Source organism: Streptomyces cyaneofuscatus (assembly GCF_000718135.1).
In the GTDB taxonomy this organism is placed as follows: domain Bacteria; phylum Actinomycetota; class Actinomycetes; order Streptomycetales; family Streptomycetaceae; genus Streptomyces; species Streptomyces cyaneofuscatus.
Genome location: NZ_JOEM01000001.1, coordinates 244,869 through 266,432 on the forward strand (window position 1 = coordinate 244,869; position 21,564 = coordinate 266,432).

General features: G+C 70.1%; 19 protein-coding genes. 8 read left to right on the top strand and 11 right to left on the bottom strand.

What is annotated here, in order from left to right; all coding sequences use genetic code 11:
- Positions 1 to 97 precede the first annotated feature (97 nt).
- The 3 genes from IF17_RS0101195 to IF17_RS0101205 form a co-directional block, all read right to left on the bottom strand.
- Entirely contained in the window at positions 98 to 1,135 is a 1,038-nt protein-coding gene (locus IF17_RS0101195) for an ABC transporter permease (RefSeq protein WP_030561209.1), read from the bottom strand.
- A 1,004-nt stretch (positions 1,136 to 2,139) separates the two neighbouring features.
- Positions 2,140 to 4,011: a translational GTPase TypA gene (gene typA, locus IF17_RS0101200; RefSeq protein ID WP_030561211.1), complete on the bottom strand. Its 1,872-nt coding sequence runs from the start codon at positions 4,009 to 4,011 to the stop codon at positions 2,140 to 2,142.
- Positions 4,012 to 4,418: 407 nt separating this feature from the next.
- Positions 4,419 to 6,908, bottom strand: coding sequence for an ABC transporter family substrate-binding protein (locus IF17_RS0101205; protein WP_030561213.1), 2,490 nt, complete (start codon positions 6,906 to 6,908; stop codon positions 4,419 to 4,421).
- Positions 6,909 to 7,237: 329 nt separating this feature from the next.
- Here IF17_RS0101205 and IF17_RS0101210 point away from each other — a divergent pair, with 329 nt between their 5' ends.
- On the top strand, positions 7,238 to 8,308 hold the full coding sequence (locus IF17_RS0101210; RefSeq protein WP_030561215.1) for a LacI family DNA-binding transcriptional regulator: 1,071 nt from the start codon (positions 7,238 to 7,240) through the stop codon (positions 8,306 to 8,308).
- A 72-nt stretch (positions 8,309 to 8,380) separates the two neighbouring features.
- Positions 8,381 to 9,568 (top strand): PP2C family protein-serine/threonine phosphatase, encoded by a 1,188-nt coding sequence (locus IF17_RS0101215; protein ID WP_030561217.1) that lies wholly within the window; start codon positions 8,381 to 8,383, stop codon positions 9,566 to 9,568.
- A gap of 19 nt (positions 9,569 to 9,587) precedes the next feature.
- On the opposite strand, the gene IF17_RS0101220 is transcribed toward IF17_RS0101215, so the two are convergent.
- A complete protein-coding gene (locus IF17_RS0101220) occupies positions 9,588 to 10,601 on the bottom strand; it encodes an acetylxylan esterase (RefSeq protein ID WP_030561219.1) in 1,014 nt (337 codons plus the stop codon).
- A gap of 262 nt (positions 10,602 to 10,863) precedes the next feature.
- Between IF17_RS0101220 and IF17_RS0101225 the strand changes: the two genes are divergently transcribed.
- The 5 genes from IF17_RS0101225 to IF17_RS0101245 all read left to right on the top strand — a co-directional run bounded on the left by IF17_RS0101225 (position 10,864) and on the right by IF17_RS0101245 (position 16,872).
- Entirely contained in the window at positions 10,864 to 12,108 is a 1,245-nt protein-coding gene (locus IF17_RS0101225) for a sugar ABC transporter substrate-binding protein (RefSeq protein ID WP_030561221.1), read from the top strand.
- 2 nt (positions 12,109 to 12,110) lie between these two features.
- Positions 12,111 to 13,073: a carbohydrate ABC transporter permease gene (locus IF17_RS0101230; RefSeq protein ID WP_030561223.1), complete on the top strand. Its 963-nt coding sequence runs from the start codon at positions 12,111 to 12,113 to the stop codon at positions 13,071 to 13,073.
- Positions 13,070 to 13,945, top strand: a complete 876-nt coding sequence (locus IF17_RS0101235; RefSeq protein WP_030561225.1) for a carbohydrate ABC transporter permease — start codon at positions 13,070 to 13,072, stop codon at positions 13,943 to 13,945. Before IF17_RS0101230 ends, IF17_RS0101235 begins: the two co-directional genes overlap by 4 nt.
- Before the next feature lie 97 nt (positions 13,946 to 14,042).
- Positions 14,043 to 15,248, top strand: a complete 1,206-nt coding sequence (locus IF17_RS0101240; RefSeq protein WP_030561226.1) for a glycoside hydrolase family 1 protein — start codon at positions 14,043 to 14,045, stop codon at positions 15,246 to 15,248.
- Positions 15,249 to 15,408: 160 nt separating this feature from the next.
- A complete protein-coding gene (locus tag IF17_RS0101245; RefSeq protein WP_030561228.1) occupies positions 15,409 to 16,872 on the top strand; it encodes a glucoamylase family protein in 1,464 nt (487 codons plus the stop codon).
- A gap of 55 nt (positions 16,873 to 16,927) precedes the next feature.
- On the opposite strand, the gene IF17_RS0101250 is transcribed toward IF17_RS0101245, so the two are convergent.
- From IF17_RS0101250 to IF17_RS0101265, 3 genes are all read right to left on the bottom strand, one after another.
- A complete protein-coding gene (locus IF17_RS0101250; protein ID WP_030561230.1) occupies positions 16,928 to 17,110 on the bottom strand; it encodes a hypothetical protein in 183 nt (60 codons plus the stop codon).
- Between the two features lie 142 nt (positions 17,111 to 17,252).
- Positions 17,253 to 17,780 carry a hypothetical protein gene (locus tag IF17_RS0101260; RefSeq protein WP_030561232.1) on the bottom strand — a complete coding sequence of 176 codons (528 nt, stop codon included), beginning with the start codon at positions 17,778 to 17,780 and terminating at the stop codon, positions 17,253 to 17,255.
- 37 nt (positions 17,781 to 17,817) lie between these two features.
- Entirely contained in the window at positions 17,818 to 18,240 is a 423-nt protein-coding gene (locus IF17_RS0101265; protein WP_018510206.1) for a MarR family winged helix-turn-helix transcriptional regulator, read from the bottom strand.
- A gap of 211 nt (positions 18,241 to 18,451) precedes the next feature.
- Between IF17_RS0101265 and eno the strand changes: the two genes are divergently transcribed.
- Entirely contained in the window at positions 18,452 to 19,744 is a 1,293-nt protein-coding gene (gene eno, locus IF17_RS0101270; protein ID WP_030561234.1) for a phosphopyruvate hydratase, read from the top strand.
- A gap of 59 nt (positions 19,745 to 19,803) precedes the next feature.
- Here the strand turns inward: eno and IF17_RS0101275 are convergent, their stop codons facing one another.
- The 4 genes from IF17_RS0101275 to IF17_RS0101290 form a co-directional block, all read right to left on the bottom strand.
- Positions 19,804 to 20,190 (bottom strand): hypothetical protein, encoded by a 387-nt coding sequence (locus IF17_RS0101275; protein WP_030561236.1) that lies wholly within the window; start codon positions 20,188 to 20,190, stop codon positions 19,804 to 19,806.
- A 113-nt stretch (positions 20,191 to 20,303) separates the two neighbouring features.
- The gene (locus IF17_RS0101280; protein ID WP_030561238.1) at positions 20,304 to 20,690 is read right to left on the bottom strand and encodes a hypothetical protein; all 387 of its coding nucleotides are present in this window, start codon (positions 20,688 to 20,690) and stop codon (positions 20,304 to 20,306) included.
- Positions 20,691 to 20,708: 18 nt separating this feature from the next.
- Positions 20,709 to 21,116 (bottom strand): hypothetical protein, encoded by a 408-nt coding sequence (locus IF17_RS0101285; protein WP_030561239.1) that lies wholly within the window; start codon positions 21,114 to 21,116, stop codon positions 20,709 to 20,711.
- The gene (locus IF17_RS0101290) at positions 21,095 to 21,550 is read right to left on the bottom strand and encodes a hypothetical protein (RefSeq protein ID WP_244890400.1); all 456 of its coding nucleotides are present in this window, start codon (positions 21,548 to 21,550) and stop codon (positions 21,095 to 21,097) included. The genes IF17_RS0101285 and IF17_RS0101290 overlap by 22 nt, the downstream gene beginning before the upstream one ends.
- Positions 21,551 to 21,564: the final 14 nt, after the last annotated feature.

Below are 21,564 nucleotides of genomic sequence, written 5' to 3' on the forward strand. Positions count from 1 at the left end.
GAGACTCGTGTACCTGCCTGTCGGTTGATATCCAGAAGTGCTGCCTGACCAGCCGGTTGCCCGGCGCGGGGGCGGCAGCCGTCCCCGCACGTGGACGTCATCGTCCGGTCTTGGGGTCGAACGCGTCGCGGACCGAGTCACCGAGAAGGTTGAAGGCCAGGACGAAGATCACCAGAGCGAGGCCCGGGAAGAGCATGAACGCCGGGTCCTGCTCGTAGATCTTGGCGCCGATGGCGAACATCCGGCCCCAGTCCGGTGTCGGCTCGACGAAGCCGACACCGACGAACGAGAGGAAGGCGATGGAGAGGATGGCGCTCGGCAGCATGTACGTGCCCTGCACCAGGATCGGGGTCACGATGTTCGGCAGGATCTCCTTGCGGACGATCCGCCAGCGCGAGGCGCCGGAGACCTTCGCCGCTTCCACGAACTCCCGCTCACGCAGGGAGAGTACGGAGCTTCGCACCAGACGCGCCATACCCATCCAGCCGAGGAACCACATCACCAGGATGATGGCGACGGCACGCAGGTAGGTCGGCGTCTCGTCCGTGGGCGAGACGAAGAGCGCCGTCACGACCGGCATGAAGGCGATGAAGAACAGCTGGCTCGGGAAGGCGAGGAAGAAGTCGGTGATCCGGCCGAGCCAGTAGTCGACCTTGCCGCCGAAGTAGCCGCTCACCATGCCGATGACGACGCCGGTGCCCACGCTCAGGACCGTCAGGGCGACCGCCATGTAGAGCGAGGTGCGCATGCCGTAGAGCAGCATCGTGAACACGTCGCGGCCCAGGGTGGGTTCGACACCGAACCAGAACTCGCCGGAGACCCCGCCGAAGGAGCCCGTGGGCATGGCGAAGTCGTCCAGCAGGAAGGGGTACTCCGGCTCCTGCGCGTACAGCGTGTACGGGTTCTTGCCGTAGAGCGACGCGATCACCGGAGCGAGCAGGGCGATGACGAAGTACAGGATCACCACGATCGCCGAGACCACGCCGGTACGGTCACGCTTGAAGCGCATCCACATCAGCTGCCCCGGAGAGCGGCCGACGGGGGCCTCCGCATCCGCGGCGGTGGTCTTCGCCGCGGGCTTCTCGTCCAAGGCGACAGAGGCCGTGGCGTCCTCGGCCTCAATTGGACTGGTCATGATGTGTCCATTCACAGATGTCGGGTACCGGCGCTCCGTATCGGGTCGCGACGGTCGAGCTGACTGCGCTCGGCGCGCCTCGCCTGATGCATGGCGGTCCCCGATGCCATGGATCACCCAGTGGATGACCGCGACGGCATGGCCCGCCGCCTGATGGAGATCACCTCAGGCGGTACAGCCGGGAAGGAGCGCCGACAGGAGTGGATTGCACTCCCAGGAACGCGAGTTGAGCGGTTCGGACGGGCCGAGGAACGTCAAACGAAGCTGACGGCGGGGCCGGGCGATACTCGATGAACGAAACCGGCCTGGCACATCGTCCAGGACGTCGCACCCCCACAGGTGCTCAGCGCACCGCGCATGGGTTCCTCCTCGTGAGTCCACGTAAACAGTTCTGGTACCCGCCGTCCGTCGACACCCCTGCAGACGGAAAGAGCGGTACCCCGTGCGCTCGTGAGTCGACACTCCCCACAGTGTGTGACTCATTGACCCGAGCTCAATGGAGCCAACTATTAAGTACGGCCGAGCCGTAAACCACACTTATAGGGTCTCGGTTTGACAACATCAACCGTGCGCGTAGACCCGAAATTCGGACAAAGCGATACCAGACAGACACGGCCGAAACGGACCGTTAACACATGTTCCGGAGAGCGATGCCCGATAGTCGGACGGTTCGTCGCCGATATCCGGTTGCCTTCCGGGCCCCTGACTGCCAGTCTGCGGCGGCCTTGGCACCGTCGTCAGCCTAAGGAGAGGATCCGGAACACACAGCCCCGGTTCCCGATGTCGACACAACATCCTCGTTCGGAACAGGAAAGCCCGCTTCCGGACCTCTCCGGCACAGAACCGCACCGTAACGGCGCCTGTGCGCGCTTCGACGGGCCTCGTGGCGCGACACGGTGGTCAGGGTGCCTGACGGGGGCGGAGGCGGCCCAGCGCACAGGACACGAAAGCGCCCGGCCCCCCTTCCTCGGGGAGCCGGGCGATGACGGGACTACGGCGCTACGTCAGCGCTTGGCGCGGGAGGCGGCGCGGCCGCGCTCCTTCGCGTCCAGGACGACCTTGCGGATACGCACGGTCTCGGGGGTCACCTCGATGCACTCGTCCTCGCGGCAGAACTCCAGGGACTGCTCCAGCGAGAGCTTGCGGGCCGGGACCACGTTCTCCGTGGTGTCCGCGGAGGCCGCGCGCATGTTGGTGAGCTTCTTCTCCTTGGTGATGTTCACGTCCATGTCGTCGGCGCGGGAGTTCTCGCCGACGATCATGCCCTCGTAGACCTCGGTGCCGGCCTCGGTGAAGATGACACCGCGCTCCTGGAGGTTGACCATCGCGAACGGGGTCACCGAACCCGAACGGTCCGCCACCAGCGAGCCGTTGTGACGGGTGCGCAGCTCGCCGAACCACGGCTCGTGGCCCTCGAAGATGGAGTGCGCGATGCCCGTACCGCGGGTCTGGGTGAGGAACTCCGTACGGAAGCCGATGAGGCCGCGGGACGGCACGATCCACTCCATGCGGACCCAGCCGGAGCCGTGGTTCGTCATGGTCTCCATACGGCCCTTGCGGGTCGCCATGAGCTGGGTGATGGCGCCGAGGTGCTCCTCGGGGGAGTCGATCGTCATGCGCTCGATCGGCTCGTGCGTCTTGCCGTCGATCTGCTTGGTGACCACCTCGGGCTTGCCGACGGTCAGCTCGAAGCCCTCGCGGCGCATCTGCTCGACCAGGATGGCGAGCGCGAGCTCACCACGGCCCTGGACCTCCCAGGCGTCGGGGCGCTCGGTGTCCAGGACGCGGAGCGAGACGTTACCGATCAGCTCGCGGTCGAGGCGGTCCTTCACCTGACGGGCGGTGACCTTGTGGCCCTTGCCGCCCTTGCCGACGAGCGGCGAGGTGTTGGTGCCGATGGTCATCGAGATGGCCGGCTCGTCGACCGTGATCAGCGGCAGCGCGATCGGGTTCTCGGGGTCGGCCAGGGTCTCGCCGATCATGATGTCCGGGAATCCGGCGACCGCGCAGATGTCACCCGGGCCCGCCACCTCGGCCGGCTTGCGGGTGAGCGCCTCGGTCATCATCAGCTCGGTGATGCGGACGTTGGACATGGTGCCGTCACGCTTGATCCAGGTGACGGTCTGGCCCTTGCGCAGCTCGCCCTGCTCGACGCGGCAGAGCGCGATGCGGCCGAGGAAGTTGTCGGCGTCCAGGTTGGTGACGTGGGCCTGGAGCGGCGCGTCCTCGTCGAACTCCGGGGCCGGGACGTGGCTGAGGATCGTGGAGAAGAACGGCTCCAGGTTCTCGCTGTCCTGCGGGACGGTGCCGTCCTCGGGCTTGGTCAGCGAGGCGACGCCGTCACGGGCGCAGGCGTAGACGATCGGGAACTCGATCTGGTCCTCGTCCGCGTCCAGGTCCAGGAACAGGTCGTACGTCTCGTCGACGACCTCGGCGATCCGGGAGTCGGGCCGGTCGGTCTTGTTGATGCACAGGATGACCGGCATCTTCGCGGCCAGCGCCTTGCGCAGCACGAAGCGGGTCTGGGGCAGCGGGCCCTCGGAGGCGTCGACGAGCAGCACGACCGCGTCCACCATCGACAGACCGCGCTCGACCTCGCCGCCGAAGTCGGCGTGGCCGGGGGTGTCGATGATGTTGATCGTGATCGGGTCCCCGCCGTCCTTGGGGTGGTACTTCACCGCCGTGTTCTTGGCGAGGATCGTGATGCCCTTCTCACGCTCCAGGTCGTTCGAGTCCATCATGCGATCGTCGAGGTGCTCGGCGGCGTGGGCGGCGAACGCTCCGGCCTGCTTGAGCATGGCGTCGACCAGCGTGGTCTTGCCGTGGTCGACGTGGGCGACGATGGCTACGTTACGGATGTCGTGGCGCGTGGGCATGGGTGGCTTGCGCTTCTCTCGGATCGTGGGATCAGGCGTCTCAGTCGGTCTTCGAGTCCTCGTACGCCCGCCGGGCGGCACGCCACGGCTCGTCCCATGGTACGGGCCTTGCGCGTGCCGGGCTTCCCGGGCCGATCCGCGCAGGCGGTCTTCCCGTGTGATTCAGCCGATATTCAGCTCATGTCAAGAAGCGGCGGCGGCTGAGGAGGAGCCGCGTGGGGGAGGTGCCAGGAGGGTGTGAGGAGGTCGAACGGCCCGGGTCGGGGCGGATACCACCTTGCCCGCCGGGGTCTCCGACGGGCAAGGGTTTTGAGCAGCATCTGAGCTTGTGCAAACCGTTGACCTGCTGTTTTCTCCGATGACCTGCTGGTTCTTCCGGTGACCGGCCGATAGCTCCGGTGACCTGGCTACTTCTTGCGGTCTGCGGGGGAACCTGCCGCTTGCCGGTCCGTGAACCCGATGTCCTGGTAACGGGGGGCCGCGAATCCGAAGGCGCCGACGTTCGCGAGCTTCTTGTCCACGGCGACGAGCTGCGGGCGCTGGAAGAGCGGAATCGATCCGGCAGCCGCCCAGATCCGGGCGTCCGCCTGCTTCATCAGCTCCCGTGCGGCCTTCTCGTCGAGCTCGGCGACCGCCTGGTCGAAGAGCTGGTCGATGTGGTCGGTGCCGACCCGGGTGTAGTTCTGCTCGACGAGGAGGGACCCGTCGGTGGCCGGCTCCGGCTTGGCGTAGATCGGGCGTCCGTCGGTGGCCGGGTAGGCGGTGGCGGGCCAGGAGTAGAGCGCCAGGTCGTAGTCGCCGGAGGCGATGTGGTCCTTGAAGTAGCTCTCGTCGGGGACCTTGGTGATCTCCGTACCGATCCCGATCTTCTCCAGCATCGCCGCGATCCGCTCGCCCACCCCGCGCAGCGACTGCGAGCCGGGGCCGGAGGGGAGCACGAAGCGCAGGGTCAGCGTCTTGCCGTCCTTGCCGAGCGGCCCCTTGACCGAGGCGGGGGCGGGGGCGGCGGTGCCCAGAGGGGCGTACGCGCCGGCCGCGCCACCGGGCTGCTTGTCCTGGGCGGTGGCCTTGTCCTGGGCGGTGGCCTTCGAGGCGGCTTCGGCGGTGGTGCCGTCCTCGCTCACGGCGCTCACGGCGCTCGCCTGGCGGAGCAGGGCGAGGCTCTGGGCGGCGGCGGCCCGGGACGGGGCGAGAACGTGGGTGGCGGTGGAGGCGTCGGGGGCCTGGACGGGTCCGGCGCCCGGCTTGTCGTCCTGGCCGACGATGTAGAGGCCTTCGGCACGGGAGGCGGCGCTGTCGTCGGAGCCGACGGCGGCCCGGTCGGCCTTCTCCTCGTCCTTGTCGGTCTTGTCGGCCTTCTCCTTGTCCTCCGCCTCGTCCTTGTCGGTCGTCTTCTCCTCGGCCTCGGTCTTCTCCGTGCCCTCCTTGTCCTCCCTGTCCGCCTTGCCTTCCGCGTCCTTCTTCTTGTCCGCCTCGTCCTTGTCGGCCTTCTTCTCCGCCTCGCTGCCCGCCTTGGTGTCCTTCGGCTTCTCGGCCGCACCGCCCTGGGTCCACCCCGCGTCGGCCAGGAGGGCCTGGGCCTCCTTGGTGTTCTGGTCGCCGAGCGCCCCGCTGCCGTCCTTGTACCCGGGCTGTCCGGCCAGGGCCAGGTGGCTGCCGAGCGGCTTCGCGGGGAGCCCGAGCGGCTTCAGTACGGTCTCGGCGAGCTCCTGGCGGTCCAGGGCGCGGGCCACCGCCCGGCGGACCCGGTCGTCCGCGAGCGGGCCGGACTCGCCGTTCAGCGCGAGCTGGGTGTAGGCGGGCTCCAGGGACTTGCGTACGGCGTATCCGCGCAGGGCCTTCTGCTCCGCCCCGTACGCGACGACGGCCTTGCGGTTCTTCTCCCGGGCCGCCTGGGCGATCTCCGCCTGTTCCTCGTCGGAGCCGTGGGCCAGGGCCCAGGAGCGCAGGGCGGCGGCCGGCGTGAGGTCGGCGCCGGGGCCGTGGGCGAGCGGCTGGCCGTTGCTGCCGTCGCGGAGGGCGAGAGCGATGCGGTCGGCGGTGGTGGCGTCGACGTCGGTGATGTGCACGGTGCCGTCGGCGAGGGCCTTGGTGCGGTCCTTGGGGGCGACGGCCCGGAAGACGAGGGTGTCCAGCTTGGCCTTGTCGCCCCACCAGCGGGGGCTGCGGACGAGGGTGACGGTCCCCTTGGCCTTGCTCACGCTCTTGAGCTGGAAGGGGCCCGCGGTGTTCTTCAGGGCGGTGCGCGCGCCGTCGTTGAAGGTGTCCGGGGAGCCGGTGATCTCCTTCGGGTAGAGCGGCGAGAAGAGCGAGCGCCAGTCCGCGTACGGCTTGGCGAACGTGACCCTGACCTGGAGGTCGTCGGCGCCGCGCTCGATCTTCTCGATCCGCTCGTAGCCGGCGTTGCGGGCCGTCCAGAAGGCCGAGTCCTTGCCGCTGAGCGCCCGCCACTGGGCGACGAAGTCGGGGGCGCCGATCTCGCGGCCGTCGCTCCAGACCGCCTGCTGGTTGAGCTTGTAGAGCACGACCTGCTTCGGCTCGCGCTCGATGATCTTGGCGGACTCCAGGTAGTCCGGGTTGAGCTTCGGCTGCCCGGCCGCGTCCATCGGGAAGAGCGTGGGCAACAGGGCCCCGGTGATCTTGGTGGTGGCGCTGTCCGCGTCCGCCTGGAAGGCGTTGAGGGTGGTGGGCATCGCGTCGACGGCCCAGTTCACCGTCGATCCGTCGGCGACCCGGTCGCGGGCGGCGGGGGCGATGTCCTGCGGGACCCCCCGGGAGGTCTCCTCGGAGTCGGAGCTGCACCCCGCCAGCGCGGGGATCGTGAGCACCCCCGCCGTGAGGAGCGCGAGCGAGCGGCGCTTTCGTACCGTCCCGCGCGGGACGCCGACGTGGGACATGGCTGATACCTCCGGGGCCGGCCCGGACCACCCCGTACCGGAATGGACCGGATAGTGCTTGTTTGGTGGCATTTGCAGTTGATCACACTGATTCCTGCCACCCACTGAAGGCGCCTCCGCGCGGGAGGGGGCGCCGACACGGCCGAGGGGAACGACAAGCTCACCCGCCCGGAGGAACGTTTTGCCCTGCCTCCGCCCCGGTCCCGGACGTCCCGGATCGCCCTGTCTTGCTCCCCCGGCGGCCCAGGATCTAGGGTGAATGCGCTTTCACGAGCCAGAAGGGTCGGCACCAGCTGCCCAGGAGTCAGAAGAAGCGGACGGTCGGTCGAGTGAGCGCCCCCACGGTGTACGACGTCGCCGAGCGGTCGGGCGTCTCCATTGCCACGGTCTCCCGGGTCTACCGCAACCCCGACTCCGTACGCGCCCAGACCCGCGAGCGGGTCCTGGAGGCGGCCCGCGAGCTCGGTTACGTACCCAGCGGCAGCGCCAGGGGCCTGGCCAGCCGTACCACCGGCGTGCTCGGCCTCTGCTTCCCCGACTACGCCGACCCGGACGCCGAGAGCGCCGCCGCGCTCAACGACGCGGACGACGACCAGGCCGTCATGCTCTACTCCGACCAGATCATCCGGGGCATGGAGCGGGCGGCGAGGCGCCACGGGTACGCCCTGCTCATCGCCGCCTCGCTGGACGGCGGGCCGGAGAGCCTGGTGGCCAAGGTCGCGGGGAGGGTCGACGGGTTCGCCGTACTGGCCCGGACCGTGCCGACCGAGGACCTGGAGGTCATATCGCGCCGGCTGCCCGTGGTGATGCTCGCCGGGCCCCGCGAGATCGACCACCTGGACCACATCGTGGTCGCCAACGCCGACGGCCAGCGCGCCCTGACCCGCCACCTCATCGAGGACCACGGGCTGCGCCGCCTCGCGTTCATCGGCGGCGAGGACGACTCACCGGACGCCGTCGCCCGCTTCCACGGCTTCCGGCAGGCATGCCAGGAGGCCGGGCTCCCCGTCCCCTCCCGCCCCGAACTGAGCACCGGCACCCTGACGCAGGCGGAGGGCGCCCGGGCGGCGGCGGCCCTGCTGGACCGGTCGGAGGGTACGGGGGTCGAGCGGCCGGAGGCGATGCTCTTCGTCAACGACCAGATGGCGATGGGCGCCCTCCAGGCACTGGAGCAGCGCGGGGTGCGGGTGCCCGAGGACATCGCGGTGACCGGCTTCGACGGCATCCCGCTCAGCCGGATCGTCCGCCCGCCCCTGACCACGGTCCGGCAGCCGATCCGCCAACTGGGCGAGCAGGCGGTGGAGTTGCTGGTCCAACGCCTGGCCGACCCGGGCCGCGCCCCGGTCTCGCTGGAGCTGCCGGTCTCGGTGACACGGAGGGCCAGCTGCGGCTGCGGCTGAGCCGGATCACTCGTACGTGGCGCTGATCCGGGGCTGGGAGGGCATAAGCACTTCCTACCCGAGGAGGCTGTGGTGACGAGTGACAGGACGGGGCTGGCCGCAGTGCTGTCGGCCGCGAGGGATGCCGCACCGGTGAATTCGCTCGATGTCGTGGCGCGCGACCTGCGCGCCCGGTTCGGGGCGCGGTACGTGTCGTTCCTCTTCGTGGACGTGGTCGGCGGTCACCTGCTACGGGTCAACGACATGGCCGGCACCTCCCAGGAGAACCGGACCGAGCGCGTTCCGCTGGCCGGCAGCGGCATCTACGACAAGGTGCTGCGGTCCCAGAGGGTGGAGCAGGACGGGCAGGGGCAGCGCGTCCTCGCCCCCGTGACCAACCGCGGTGACGTCATCGGCGTGCTGGAGCTGTTCCTCGACACCGCCACCGAGGACGTGCTGGCGCAGATCGAGGAGGCCGCGCACGCGCTGGCGTACATCATCGTCACCGACCGCCGCTTCACCGACCTCTACCACTGGGGCAACCGCACCACGCCGGTCAGCCTGGCGGCGGAGATCCAGCGCCAGCTCCTGCCCTCCGCCCCCTCCTGCGACGCGGCCGAGTTCACCCTCGCCGGAGCCCTGGTACCGGCCTCCGACATCGCCGGGGACACCTATGACTACAGCCTCGACAGCAGCGCCCTGCACCTGTCCGTCACCGACGCCATGGGCCACGACGTCAACGCCTCCCTGATCGCCACCCTCGTCGTGAACGCCTCGCGCGGCGCCCGCCGGGCCGGAGCGGATCTCGCCGAGCAGGCCCGCCAGATGCATCAGGCGCTGCTCGACCACGGGAGCAACACCTTCGCCACCGGCCAGGTGCTCCGCATCGCCCTGGACGGCAGCCGCGCCCAGCTCGTCAACGCCGGCCACCCCGGGCCGCTCCGGCTGCGCGACGGGGCGGTCGAGGAGATCGCCCTGCGGGTCGACATGCCTTTCGGCTTCCCCCCGCAGGGTTCCTACCAGGTACAGGATCTCGATCTGCGTCCCGGCGACCGTCTCCTGCTGTTCACCGACGGCGTGCAGGAACGCGAGGCGGCCACGGTCGACCTGCCCGGGCTCCTGCTCCGGACCGCCGCCGAGCATCCGCGTGAGGTCGTCCGCGCGATGGTCAACGCCGTCGCCGACGCCTACGGCGGCAACCCGCCCAAGGACGACGCCACGGTCCTGTGCCTGGACTGGAAGGGCCCCCGGAGCGAGAACGGCCACCACCCGCACCCCTGAGCCCGCGCGGCCGGACCCCTCAGCCGGCCGGGACCAGCCACTCCCCGAAGAAGCGCGTCCGGTTCGCGTCCAGCTCCGCCGCCTCGGCCGTCATCCCCCGGTACGGGAAGTGCCCCGCGCTCAGCACCTGGAGCTCCCGCTCCCCGGCCAGCGCGTTGTACACGGCGAACTGGCCCGGCGGCGGCACCGCCGGGTCGAACAGCGCCGCCGCGACCAGCGTCGGCAGCTCCAGCCGGCCGGCCGCCGTCGCCGCGTCGAAGTAGCGCAGTACGCCGGTGACTTCGGGGTGCGCGCGGTGGTGCGCCCGCACCGCCTCGCCGCTGCCGGTGCAGGGCAGCGTCAGCCGCAGCGGGTGGTTGCCGAAGGTGGGGACGGTGAGCTGGGCGGCGCCGAAGCGGCTCTCCCAGGGCAGCGCGAGGGCTCCGAGCCCGCCGCCGAAGCTCTCCCCGAGGTAGCCGAGGCGCGGCCCGCCGGGGTGCCCCGCGCCCGCCAGTTCCGGGACGGCCTCCGTGAGGGCCGAGGCGGCGCACCAGAGGTCGGCCACGCACTCCCCGATGACGTACGACTCGCGGGAGCCGATTCCGTACAGCACATGCTCGTCGGCCAGGTCCGGGATGCCGTCCACCCGGCCCCGCTCCCCCATCCCCCGTACGCACGGCAGGATCGCGGCGGCCCCGGGCAGCGGCGGCGGGAGGTCCCGGCCCGGTTCCTGGCGGCCGCCGTACCCGTGGCCGACGACGAATCCGTACCGCACCGGTCCCTCGGCGGGCAGGGCGAGCCAGCCGCCGAGCCGGACGCCGCCCACGGAGGTGTACGTGATGCCCTGGATCCGTACGCCGTCGCGCTCCTCCTCCACCGGGCCGAGGACGGGCCGCGTGTCGACCGCGCGGGCCCGGGCGTACCGGTCGCGCCAGAACGCCTCGAAGTCCGCGGGGGCGGGCGGGGCCGGGACCTGGAGCAGCTGGTCGGGGGCGGTGTACCCGTGGGCCGGGTCGAACGGGAAGTCGTGGGCGAAGGCGACAGGTGAGGCCATGCGGCGAGGGTAGACGCCGCCTCACCGTCCCAGCCCGACAGGTGCGGGGGCGACGAATGGGTCACATCGCCTGTTGTTCCACAAACGCCGCGTTTACGGTTCAACGACAAGGCGGCCAGGTGTCGGTCACGTTGCACGAGTGTGACCCAGCACCCTCTTGCGGATTCCGGAACGCCTGGCGCAGAGTGATGTATGCGCTTACAGGCAGCGCATACATCGCGCCGCATCAGGATTGCTCGGATTGCTCAAGGAGGAGCCCTCCATGTCCCGCATCGCCAGAACCGCCCCCGCCGGCCTCGCGCTCGCGCTCGCCGTCACCCTCTCCGCCTGCGGCTCCTCCGGCGGAGATGTCGCCGCGGACGAGAAGCAGACGCTCACCGTCTGGGCCATGGGCGCCGAGGGCGAGAAGCTCGCGGAGGTGGCGAAGGTGTACGAGAAGGCCAACCCGAACATCACCGTCAAGGTGACTCCGGTCGGCTGGGACGTGGCCCACCAGAAGCTCGTCTCGGCCGCCGCGGCGGGCACGCTGCCCGATGTCGCGCAGATGGGCGGGAGCTACATGGGCGAGTTCGCCGAACTGGGCGTGCTGGAGCCGGTCGACACCAAGGTCTTCGACAAGAAGGACTTCTTCCCGGCGGGCTGGGAGCAGGGCGAGGTGGACGGCACCGCGTACGGCGTGCCGTGGTACGTCGACACCCGCGTCCTCTACTACCGCACGGACCTGGCCGAGAAGGCGGGCGTCACGAAGGCTCCGACGAACTGGAAGGAGCTCCAGGACCTGGCCACCGCGTACCAGAAGAAGGCCGGTACGAAGTGGGGGCTGTCCATCCAGCCGAGCGGCCTGGACACCGTGCAGAACTTCTACTCCTTCCTCTACTCGGCGGGCGGCGAGATCGTCGACGCAGAAGGCGAGGCGGTCATCGACAGCCCGGCGGCCGTCAAGGCACTGAAGGAGTACGGCAGTTACTTCGACAAGGGCCTGTCCAACAAGTCCGTTCCGCCCGGCTACGACGTGGTGAAGGACTTCGGCAACGGCAGGGTTCCGATGTTCTTCGGCGGCCCCTGGCACGTGACGCTCCTCAACGAGGGCCAGCCCCAGATCAAGGGCAAGTGGGCCATCGCGCCCGTCCCGGCCGACGCCTCCTCCACCTCCATGGCCGGCGGCTCCTCGCTCGTCATCTCCAAGGACAGCGAGCACAAGGCAGCGGCAACGGAGTTCATCGAGTACCTCACCGACACCGAGGGCCAGGCCGACTGGTACGAGCGGACCAAGGACCTGCCCGCCAACACCTCCGCCTGGGAGTCCGGCAAGCTCGCCGACGACGCCGACCTCCAGGTCTTCAAGAAGCAGATGGACACCGCCAAGTCCTCGCCGTCCCTGGCGCAGTGGACCGAGATCACCGACAAGGTCGACCAGGCCATCGCCAAGGTGACGCAGGGCAAGGCGTCCGCCGAGGACGCGCTGAAGCAGGCGCAGTCCGAGATCGAAGGCCTCGTGAAGCAGTAGCCATGAGCACCACGACCGAGAAGGCAGCCGCGCGGCGGATCGCACCACCTCCGGCCCCTGCGGGCCGGCGGGTCCGCAAGCCGTCGATGGGCGTGCAGAACGCGGCGGGCTGGCTGTTCTCCACCCCGTTCCTCGTCCTGTTCACCGTCTTCATGGCGTTCCCGATCCTCGCCACGCTGGTGATGAGCTTCACGGACTTCGGGCTGCGCAATGTGACGCGCCCCTGGGAAGCGGAGTTCATCGGGTTCGAGAACTACGTGAAGCTCTTCGGCGACGAGAAGTTTCTCAAGTCCCTCTTCAACACCGGGTACTTCGTGGTGGTCGGCGTCCCTCTGACCATCGGGATCGGGCTGGTCACCGCCGTCCTGCTGAACAACGGCATCGACCGGGCGCGGACCTTCTTCCGGGTCGGCTTCTACGCCCCGGTGGTCACCACCATCGTCGCGGTCGCCGTCGTCTGGCGGTTCGTGCTCGACCCGAGCGACGGTCTGATCGCCGGCCTCTTCTCCGAAGTGGGCTGGAGCGCACCGGACTTCCTCGGCTCCGAGACCCTGGCGATGCCGTCGCTGATCGTGATGGCGGTCTGGCGGAACGTCGGAACGGTGATGGTCCTCTTCATCGCGGGCCTCCAGGCCGTGCCCACCGAGGTACGGGAGGCGGCGAAGCTGGACGGGGCGAGCGTCTGGCAGGAGTTCCGCAGGATCACGGTCCCGCTCCTGCGCCCGACGCTCCTCTACGCCACGGTGATCACGACGATCGGCTACCTCAACGTCTTCGAGGAACCGTTCGTGATGACCCAGGGCGGCCCGTCCGACTCGACGCTCACCGTCTCGCTGAACATGTACCGCGAGGGGTTCAACTTCTTCCACATGGGCTACGCGAGCGCCATGGCGTACGTCCTCTTCGTGGTGATCATGGCCATCACGGTGCTCCAGCTCCGACTGCTGAAGGACAACACGAAATGAGCGCCACCAGCAGCCACGCACCCGCCACCCGGACGCCGGAGAGGAAGAGGCGGAGCGCCTCCCGCCCCCTGGTCTACGTCCTGCTCTCCCTCGGCCTGCTGGTCATGTCGGCGCCCTTCCTCTGGATGGGGATCTCCGCCTTCAAGACGCAGAGCGAGCTGTCGGCCAGCCCGCCGGTATGGATCCCGACCGAGTGGACCCTGACCAACTTCCGGCAGCTGCTCGACAAGCTGGACCTGCCGCTGTACTTCATGAACTCGGTGATCGTGGCGGTCCTGGTGACCGTCTCGAACCTGGTCTTCTGCTCGATGCTCGGCTACGCCCTGGCCAAGCTGAACTTCGTCGGCCGCAACAAGGTCTTCGGCCTGGTGCTCGGCGCGCTGATGGTGCCCGGCAACCTGATGCTGCTGCCGCTGTTCGTGCTGATGAGCAAGCTCCAGCTGATCGACAGCTACGCGGGTCTGGTGCTGCCGTTCGCCGCCGGGGCCTTCGGGGTCTTCCTGATGCGGCAGTTCATGCAGTCGATCCCGGACGAGCTGCTGGAGGCGGCCCGGATGGACGGGGCGAGCGAGTGGTACATCTTCTGGCGGATCGTGATGCCGCTGGTGAAGCCCGCCCTCGCGACGCTCTCGATCTTCACGTTCCTGGGCTCCTGGAACAACTTCGTCTGGCCGCTGATCGCGACCAACGACCCCGACAAGTACACGCTCCCGGTGGCACTGGCGACCTTCGCCACGGACCCCAACAAGGCCGGCGGCTCCAACGGGATGCTGATGGCCGGGGCGTTCCTGATCGTGCTGCCGGTACTGATCGTCTTCATCGCCCTGCAACGGCACTTCACGCAGGGCATCGCCACGGCGGGCATGAAGTAGCGCTGCCCTAAGTCCAGTTCACGTACGGACGAGGCCGCACCCCGATACACCGACGCGGCCGCACCCCTCACCACCCCCACCAGAAAGACATGTCGCGATGACGAACACCCCTGCTCCCGTCCCGTTCCCCGAGGGCTTCCTCTGGGGCGCCTCGACGGCCGCGCACCAGATCGAGGGCAACAACACCAACAGCGACTGGTGGATCAAGGAGCACACCGTCGGCACCCACATCCAGGAGCCGAGCCTGGACGCCTGCGACAGCTACCACCGCTGGCCCGAGGACATGGACCTGCTGGCCTCGCTCGGCTTCACCGACTACCGGTTCTCCATCGAGTGGGCCCGCATCGAACCGGTCGAGGGCTCCTTCTCGCGAGCCGAACTCGCCCACTACCGGCGGATGGTGGAGGGCGCGATCGCCCGCGGCCTGCGCCCGATGGTGACGCTGCACCACTTCACGGTGCCGCAGTGGTTCGAGGCGCGCGGCGGCTGGACGGCCGAGGGCGCGACGGAACTCTTCGCCCGGTACGTGGCGGCCTGCGCCCCGGTCATCTCGGAAGGCGTACGGCACGTCTGCACGATCAACGAGCCGAACATGATCGCCGTGATGGCGGGCCAGGCCAAGCGCGGCGACATCGGCTTCCCGCCCGCCGGCCTGCCCACCCCCGACGACGAGACGACCCAGGCGGTCATCGCCGCCCACCACGCGGCCGTCAAGGAGGTCCGGGCGCTGGACGCGGGCATCCAGGTCGGCTGGACCATCGCCAACCAGGTCTACCAGGCGCTCCCGGGCGCGGAGGACGTGACGGCCGCCTACCGCCACCCGCGCGAGGACGTTTTCATCGAGGCGGCGCGCGGCGACGACTGGATCGGTGTGCAGTCCTACACCCGTACGCGGATCGGCCCGGACGGCCCGATCCCGGCGCCCGACGACGTCGAGCGGACCCTGACCCAGTGGGAGTACTACCCGGGCGCGGTCGGCGAGGCGCTGCGCCACACGGCCGAGGTGGCCGGAGACGTCCCGCTGATCGTCACGGAGAACGGCATCGCCACCGCCGACGACACCCGCCGCGCGGACTACTACGCGGGCGCGCTGAACGAGGTCGCCTCCGCGCTGGCAGACGGCATCGACATCCGGGGCTACCTGGCGTGGAGCGCCCTGGACAACTACGAGTGGGGCTCGTTCACGCCGACGTTCGGCCTGATCGCGGTGGACTGGCAGACCTTCGAGCGCACGCCGCGCGACTCGGCGAAGTGGCTGGGCTCACTGGGCCGCACGCGCGAACTCCCGCGCACGGCAGCGTAATTCCGGCGCTCCCCTCGACGCAGGGGACGTCCCCGATACGGGGAGCCACCTGACGGCTCCCTCCGGCTCGGGAGCCGGCGGAACCTGACGACCGCCGGCTCCCGAGCCGCCCGCACGAGCACCGTTCCCCCTCCCCCTTCTGCCACCAGGAGCCGGACCGATGGACCGTCGCACGTTTCTCACCGCCGCAGGGACCGGGGCCGCGGCCCTGTCGCTCGGAGCCGTATCCGCCCCGTCCGCACAAGCGACGGCCCCGCCCGACCCACGCCTCCTGCACCACTGGTTCCGCGACACGTACCGCTCGCTGGAGGCCATGACGACGGACTTCGGCCTGGTCACCGACAAGATCGACCTGAGCGCGCCCGGAGCCCCCGCCCAGTCCACCCAGACCTCACCCACCAACATCGGCTGCGGCCTCTGGTCGACGGTGGCCGCCGCAGGTCTCGGGGTGATCGGCGAGAGCGCGATGCTCCGGTCCCTGACCCGTACGGTCGCGGCCGTGGAGAAGCTGGAGCGCCACCACGGCTTCTGGCTCAACTGGTACGACGCACACGACGGTTCGGTGCTGACGGAGTGGCCGGGCACGGGTGACCCGGTCCGCCCGTTCCTGTCCTCGGTGGACAACGCATGGCTGGTGACAGGCCTACGGATAGCCGCCGACGCGGCCCCGACCTTGCGCCCCCGCATCAACCGCGTCCTGGCGACAGCGGACTGGTCGTACTTCTACACGCCGTACGACCCGGCGGACCCGGTGGCCGGCCCCGGCCAGTTGCGCGGCGGCGTCTGGACGGACACGGACGAGCCGACCAGCCACCACTACGGCGCCCTCAACACCGAACCGCGCATGGCCAGTTACCTGGGCATAGCCGACGGCTCACTCCCGGGCGACCACTACTGGCACCTGCTGCGGACGATGCTGCCGGAGCACGAGCAGGAGCAGAGCCCCGGCGGCGGTTACGCAACCGTCGACGGCATCCGCGTATGGAACGGCCACTACACCCATCGCAGCCGGAAGCTGATCCCCACCTGGGGCGGCTCGATGTTCGAGGCGCTGATGGTGCCGCTGTTCGTGCCGGAGCCACAGTGGTCGCCGCGCGCCTGGGGCCTGACCCACCACCGTTACGTACGCGGCCAGATCGACCACGGCCTGCGGGAGGCGCAGTACGGCTACTGGGGCTTCTCACCCTCCAATGTTCCGGAGGGCGGCTACCAGGAGTACGGGGTCGACGCCCTGGGCCTCGCGGTCGACGGCTACGCCTCCAACACGGACCGCACCCACACGACGGACGGCGCCCCGCTCCCCCCACCTTCGGCCTTCACCAACGGAGTGGTCACCCCGCACGCCTCGTTCCTGGCCCTGCCGTACGCGGGCCGCGAAGCGGTGGCCAACCTGCGTGCTCTGGAACGGGACTTCGGCGTGTACGAGGAGGGGCTCGGCTTCCGGGATTCGGTGAACGTGTCCACGGGCCGGGTCAGCGACTTCATGCTCGCGCTGGACCAGGGGATGGTCATCGCAGCGCTGGCACAGGAGTTGCGCCCGGGTCTGCTGCAACGGCCCTTCCGCACTGGTGGGTTCCGGTCCCGGGTGCAGCCACTGCTGGAGCGGGAGCGGTTCTCGATCTGAGGCGCCGGGCGAGGCTTGTCGGCTTTGCTACCGCATGCGGAGCCCAACCAACGGCCTACCTCTGGCGTCGCGTGCCCTTCACCGGCCGTCGCAGAACAGACCGCGCCTTCCACCAGAGGCGGCGGGCGGTGGAGGTGGACGTGGAGTAGCTGACGACGTACGGGCGTTCGCCGATCTCCTCCCGGTCGAGTGGGCGCCCTTCACGGGGATGCCGTTCCTCGGAAGCCTCCTGGGCCATGTCTCCTCCTACAAGGTGCCGGTGCCGTGGTGGACCTCATTGTCGGGCGCTACCTGAGAGCGTTCGTGGAGCTGTCCCGCATGGCGGTGTACGGAGCGGCTGCCCGCAGCCTCCTAGCGAAAGCCGTCGACTCCGCTCTCTCCTAAATGATGCGTCGTACGGTGTGGTCGCCTATCGAGCACACCCAGACAGCGCCGGACACCGCGCGCGTGGCGTGCAGCCCGACGCGGTGGTCGGGGCAGAGCGGCCAGACCAGGCGGCTCCGGTCCGCGAGAAGGCATTGCAGGCCCTCCGCCGCCTCAACGTGGATGTCGCTCGGGTCGATGCCCTGCACGGTTTCATGTCCGACGCGGACGGAACCTTCCGGCTCACACTCAGTGGGCGGGGAGTACCGCACGGGTACGTCGGGTCGCCGCCCGGTTTCCGCGTGGACCTGCGTGAGCAGCGCGGTGACCGCCTGCTGGGCATGTGCCTGGCGGTGCGGGCCGAGCAGAGGCGCGAAGTACGAGGGCGGCATCGCACCGTTCTCCCCGAACACCGCCCAGAGGAACGCGCGGGCACCCTGGGAGGCGAGGGAGTCTTCGAGATCGGTATCGAGGACTTCCGACAGGGTGCGGAGCCACGCGCGGAACGCCTCGTCCTCCCGGCCGGAAGGAGTATCTGTACTCATCGCACCCCACGGACGGGGCGGCGGAACCTCTTCCACCTCAGTGCGCCGCCAGCCTCTCCACCAGCCCGATCCCCCGCGCCAGCAGCTCTCGCTCCTCGCCCGTCAGCTCCGACTCGATGGCCCGGGCGAGCCAGTCCGTCCGGCGCCCCCGCTCCTCCTCCAGCAGCGCCTGCCCGGCGGTGGAGAGTTCGACCAGGCTCTTGCGGCCGTCGGTCGGGTGGGCGCGGCGGGTGATCAGGCCCTGGTCCATGAGCAGGCCGACGGCCCGGGCCATGGACTGCGGGCGGACGCGCTGGTCGGCGGCGAGTTCGCTGGTGGTCATCGCACCGCTGCGGTCCAGGGCGCCGAGGACGGCCACCTGGCCGAGCGGCATCTGGTCCTCCAGCTTCACGCGGCGCGTGAGCTTGCCCATCGCGGTGCGCAGTTCGGCCGCGATGGCGGTGGATTCCGGAAGGGACATACCGAATTTTAACGCGGGCGGGGCGAGCAGCCGCCCCCGTCACACAGCGGAACTGCGCAGCAGACCTGTACAGCCAAACTAAACAGCACAACTACACAGCATTGCTGTAGAGTCTACGGAGCCGGGTACCGCGCCACCGTCGCCGCAGCCGATCCCGGCGGAACGCATGCGACATGCGATACGCACCATGCGACAACGGGAAGGGCATCCCATGACCGCCATCACCTCCGTCACCGGCCGCACCGTCCTCGACAGCCGGGGCAACCCCACCGTCGAAGTGGACGTCGAACTGGCCGACGGGTCCATCGGCCGGGCCGCAGTCCCCTCCGGCGCCTCCACCGGCGCCCGCGAGGCCGTCGAGCTCCGCGACGGAGACCCCGCCCGCTGGCACGGCAAGGGCGTCGACCAGGCCGTACGCAACGTGAACACGGAGCTGGCCGCCGCAGTCGCCGGGCGCGAGGCCGAGGACCAGGCCGGGCTCGACGCGGCGCTCATCGCGGTCGACGGCACCCCCGCCAAGTCCCGGCTCGGCGCCAACGCGGTCCTCGGGGTCTCCCTGGCCGCCGCGAAGGCCGCGGCCGCCGCCCACCGCCTGCCGCTCTACCGCTACCTCGGCGGCTCCGACGCCCGGCTCCTGCCCGTACCGATGATGAACATCGTCAACGGGGGCGCGCACGCCGACAATCCGCTGGACTTCCAGGAGTTCATGATCGCCCCGATCGGCGCGTCGACGTTCGCCGAGGCCGTACGCATGGGGTCGGAGGTCTTCCACACCCTGCGCCGCGACCTCCTCGCCGCCGGGCACTCCACCGGCGTCGGCGACGAGGGCGGCTTCGCGCCCGCCCTGCGTACCGCTGAGGAGGCCCTCGACTTCGTCGTAGCCGCCGTCGAGCGCACCGGTTACCGGCCGGGCACGGACATCGGCCTGGTCATGGACCCCGCCACGTCCGAGTTCTTCCGCGACGGTGTCTACGACTACACCGGGGAGGGCGTCCGCCGCACGCCCGCCGAACAGGCCGGCTACCTCGTCAAGTTGATCGACGCCTACCCCATCGTGTCGATCGAGGACCCGATGGCCGAGGACGACCTCCCGGGGTGGCGGGAGCTGACCGCCCGCGTCGGCGCGCGCTGCCAGCTCACCGGTGACGACGTCTTCTGCACCAACGAGGCCATCCTGCGCGAGGGCATCGGCTCCGGCGTCGCCAACTCCGTGCTGGTGAAGGTCAATCAGATCGGCACCCTCACCGAAGCCCTGGCCACCGTCAACGCCGCCCACCGGGCCTGCTACACCGTCGTCATGTCCCACAGGTCGGGAGAGACCGAGGACACGACCATCGCGGACCTGGCGGTGGCCACCGGCTGCGGTCAGATCAAGACCGGTTCGCTGTCCCGCTCCGACCGCACCGCCAAGTACAACCAACTCATCCGCATCGAGCAGCAGTTGGGCGACAGTGCGCAGTACGCGGGTGCCCAGGCCCTGCGGGTCGGCACAGCGGCGAGCTGAACGGCCGAAGGGGCCGGGAGCTCAAGCTCCCGGCCCCTTCCTCATCCGACCGCGCGGGGTCAGTTACCGATGCCGGAGCTGCCCACGCCCGAGTTGCCGATGCCGTGGCTCCCGAGGCCCGTGTTGCCGAGGCCGGCGTTGCCGATGCCGCCGTTCTCGATGCCCGCGTTGCCCAGACCCCAGTTGGCGATCCCGGCGTTGCCCAGACCTGAGTTGGCGATGCCCGCGTTGCCGATGCCGGAGTTCTCGATCCCGGCGTTGCCCAGGCCCCAGTTGGCGATGCCCGCGTTGCCGGCGCCGCCGTTGTAGAGGCCCGCGCTCCCGACGCCCGTGTTGCCGATGCCGGAGCTGCCCACGCTGTCGGCGCTCGCCGTACCGGCGCCGCAGAGGGCCAGAGCGGCGGCGGCACCGAGCGCGGTCGTCACACGGATAAGGGTCGTGCGCATCGTGGCATACCTCCCATTTAGGAAATCTTGCTGCTATCCCTAGCACGCGGCCGGGCCGGATACGGGGATGCCCGCCTGACACCGCCGTACGCTCACCAGCGCGAGTGGTCCCCCTACGGCCCGTCCGGCGAGTCGGGCCGGGGCGCCGCGGGGTCCGGCCACCCGCCGGCGTAGGCGTCCAACGCCGCCATCGTGGGGTCCTCGACGTCCCAGTCGTGTACGGAGGGGTGCCCGGCGAACAGCCCGCACGCGTCTCCGCTCCGCGCGTCGGTCACGGGGCACCAGGCGAGCCCCGCCAGCCGGGCCCTGTCCCCGTTCCACCGCACCCAGACGGCCTCACGGTTCGCGTCGTCCTCCCACAGCAGGCACGCGTGGCCGTCGTCGTGGGCCTCGCCGAGTTCGCACAGGACGTACCCGGCCTGCGGCGGGTTCCCGGGCGCGGCCAGGCGCACCACGTGGTCCGGCGGTGGCAGCAGGGCCACGGCGGTGCATTGCTTCATGGGGCCTCCGGTCGGCCGTCAGAGCTCGTCGTTGCCGGTGGGCGGCGCGATCAGGTCGCCGAGCGGGTCGGTCACGTGGAAGGAGTGTGGGGCGGGGTGGTGGTCGAAGTACGCGCACGGGGTGACCGTCCGCGTGGCCAGTTCACGGAGGCGGGCGGGGCAGACCGGCAGGACGGCCAGGCGGTAGACGCGGTGCGCGCCCGCGCCGGTCCACAGCAGCCAAAGGTCCTGGTCCACCTCCGGGGTCTCGGCCGCCCAGAGGTACGCGGCGTGCTCGACGGACTCGTCGTGCTCGCCCAGCTCGCAGAGCAGGAACTCGTCCGGGGCGAGCACATCGGGCGCGTGCTCGGGGCCGCCCTCCATGGTGGCGAGCGCGAGAAGCGCCTCGTGGTACGGCACGTCGGTCACGGCGGTGCACTGCAGCACGGCGTCAGATCCCTCCCCTGCGTTGTCGGTTCCTTGTGCGGTATGGGGGTGGCGAGCGGCCGGTCCGGGCCGACCGGCCATCCGGCGAGGGTGAGGCGCAGCCCGACGGCGGGGTCGACCACCGTGAGCAAGGTCGGGCGCCCGGACTCCAGGGCACCCAAGGCCCCGTCCTGGCGGCCCTCGTCGCCCGCCCACGCCCGCAGCCCTTCCGGGGCGTCCGAGCCGTGGAAGGTGATCTGCCGGACGTCCCTCGCCCTGAGCCACGGGGAGGCGGGCGGCAGGTCCCGCCCGTGGCCGTCCGCCAGACGCAGCGCCTGCCTGCGGAGCCACCGGAGGACGAGCCGGCGATGGGGCACGGCGATTCCGCCGAGCCACAGGGCGCCGCCTCCGCCGGTCGTGGCGGTGACGGCGGCCACGTACTCCAGGTCCCTCATACGGCACGCCCGCC

Excerpts from the sequence above, each read along its gene's own strand:
- IF17_RS0101195 (WP_030561209.1), bottom strand. The coding sequence starts at position 1,135 with ATGACCAGTCCAATTGAGGCCGAGGACGCCACGGCCTCTGTCGCCTTG.
- typA (WP_030561211.1), bottom strand. The coding sequence starts at position 4,011 with ATGCCCACGCGCCACGACATCCGTAACGTAGCCATCGTCGCCCACGTC.
- IF17_RS0101205 (WP_030561213.1), bottom strand. The coding sequence starts at position 6,908 with ATGTCCCACGTCGGCGTCCCGCGCGGGACGGTACGAAAGCGCCGCTCG.
- IF17_RS0101220 (WP_030561219.1), bottom strand. The coding sequence starts at position 10,601 with ATGGCCTCACCTGTCGCCTTCGCCCACGACTTCCCGTTCGACCCGGCC.
- IF17_RS0101225 (WP_030561221.1), top strand. The coding sequence starts at position 10,864 with ATGTCCCGCATCGCCAGAACCGCCCCCGCCGGCCTCGCGCTCGCGCTC.
- IF17_RS0101230 (WP_030561223.1), top strand. The coding sequence starts at position 12,111 with ATGAGCACCACGACCGAGAAGGCAGCCGCGCGGCGGATCGCACCACCT.
- IF17_RS0101235 (WP_030561225.1), top strand. The coding sequence starts at position 13,070 with ATGAGCGCCACCAGCAGCCACGCACCCGCCACCCGGACGCCGGAGAGG.
- IF17_RS0101240 (WP_030561226.1), top strand. The coding sequence starts at position 14,043 with ATGACGAACACCCCTGCTCCCGTCCCGTTCCCCGAGGGCTTCCTCTGG.
- IF17_RS0101245 (WP_030561228.1), top strand. The coding sequence starts at position 15,409 with ATGGACCGTCGCACGTTTCTCACCGCCGCAGGGACCGGGGCCGCGGCC.
- IF17_RS0101250 (WP_030561230.1), bottom strand. The coding sequence starts at position 17,110 with ATGGCCCAGGAGGCTTCCGAGGAACGGCATCCCCGTGAAGGGCGCCCA.
- IF17_RS0101260 (WP_030561232.1), bottom strand. The coding sequence starts at position 17,780 with ATGAGTACAGATACTCCTTCCGGCCGGGAGGACGAGGCGTTCCGCGCG.
- IF17_RS0101265 (WP_018510206.1), bottom strand. The coding sequence starts at position 18,240 with ATGTCCCTTCCGGAATCCACCGCCATCGCGGCCGAACTGCGCACCGCG.
- eno (WP_030561234.1), top strand. The coding sequence starts at position 18,452 with ATGACCGCCATCACCTCCGTCACCGGCCGCACCGTCCTCGACAGCCGG.
- IF17_RS0101275 (WP_030561236.1), bottom strand. The coding sequence starts at position 20,190 with ATGCGCACGACCCTTATCCGTGTGACGACCGCGCTCGGTGCCGCCGCC.
- IF17_RS0101280 (WP_030561238.1), bottom strand. The coding sequence starts at position 20,690 with ATGAAGCAATGCACCGCCGTGGCCCTGCTGCCACCGCCGGACCACGTG.
- IF17_RS0101290 (WP_244890400.1), bottom strand. The coding sequence starts at position 21,550 with ATGAGGGACCTGGAGTACGTGGCCGCCGTCACCGCCACGACCGGCGGA.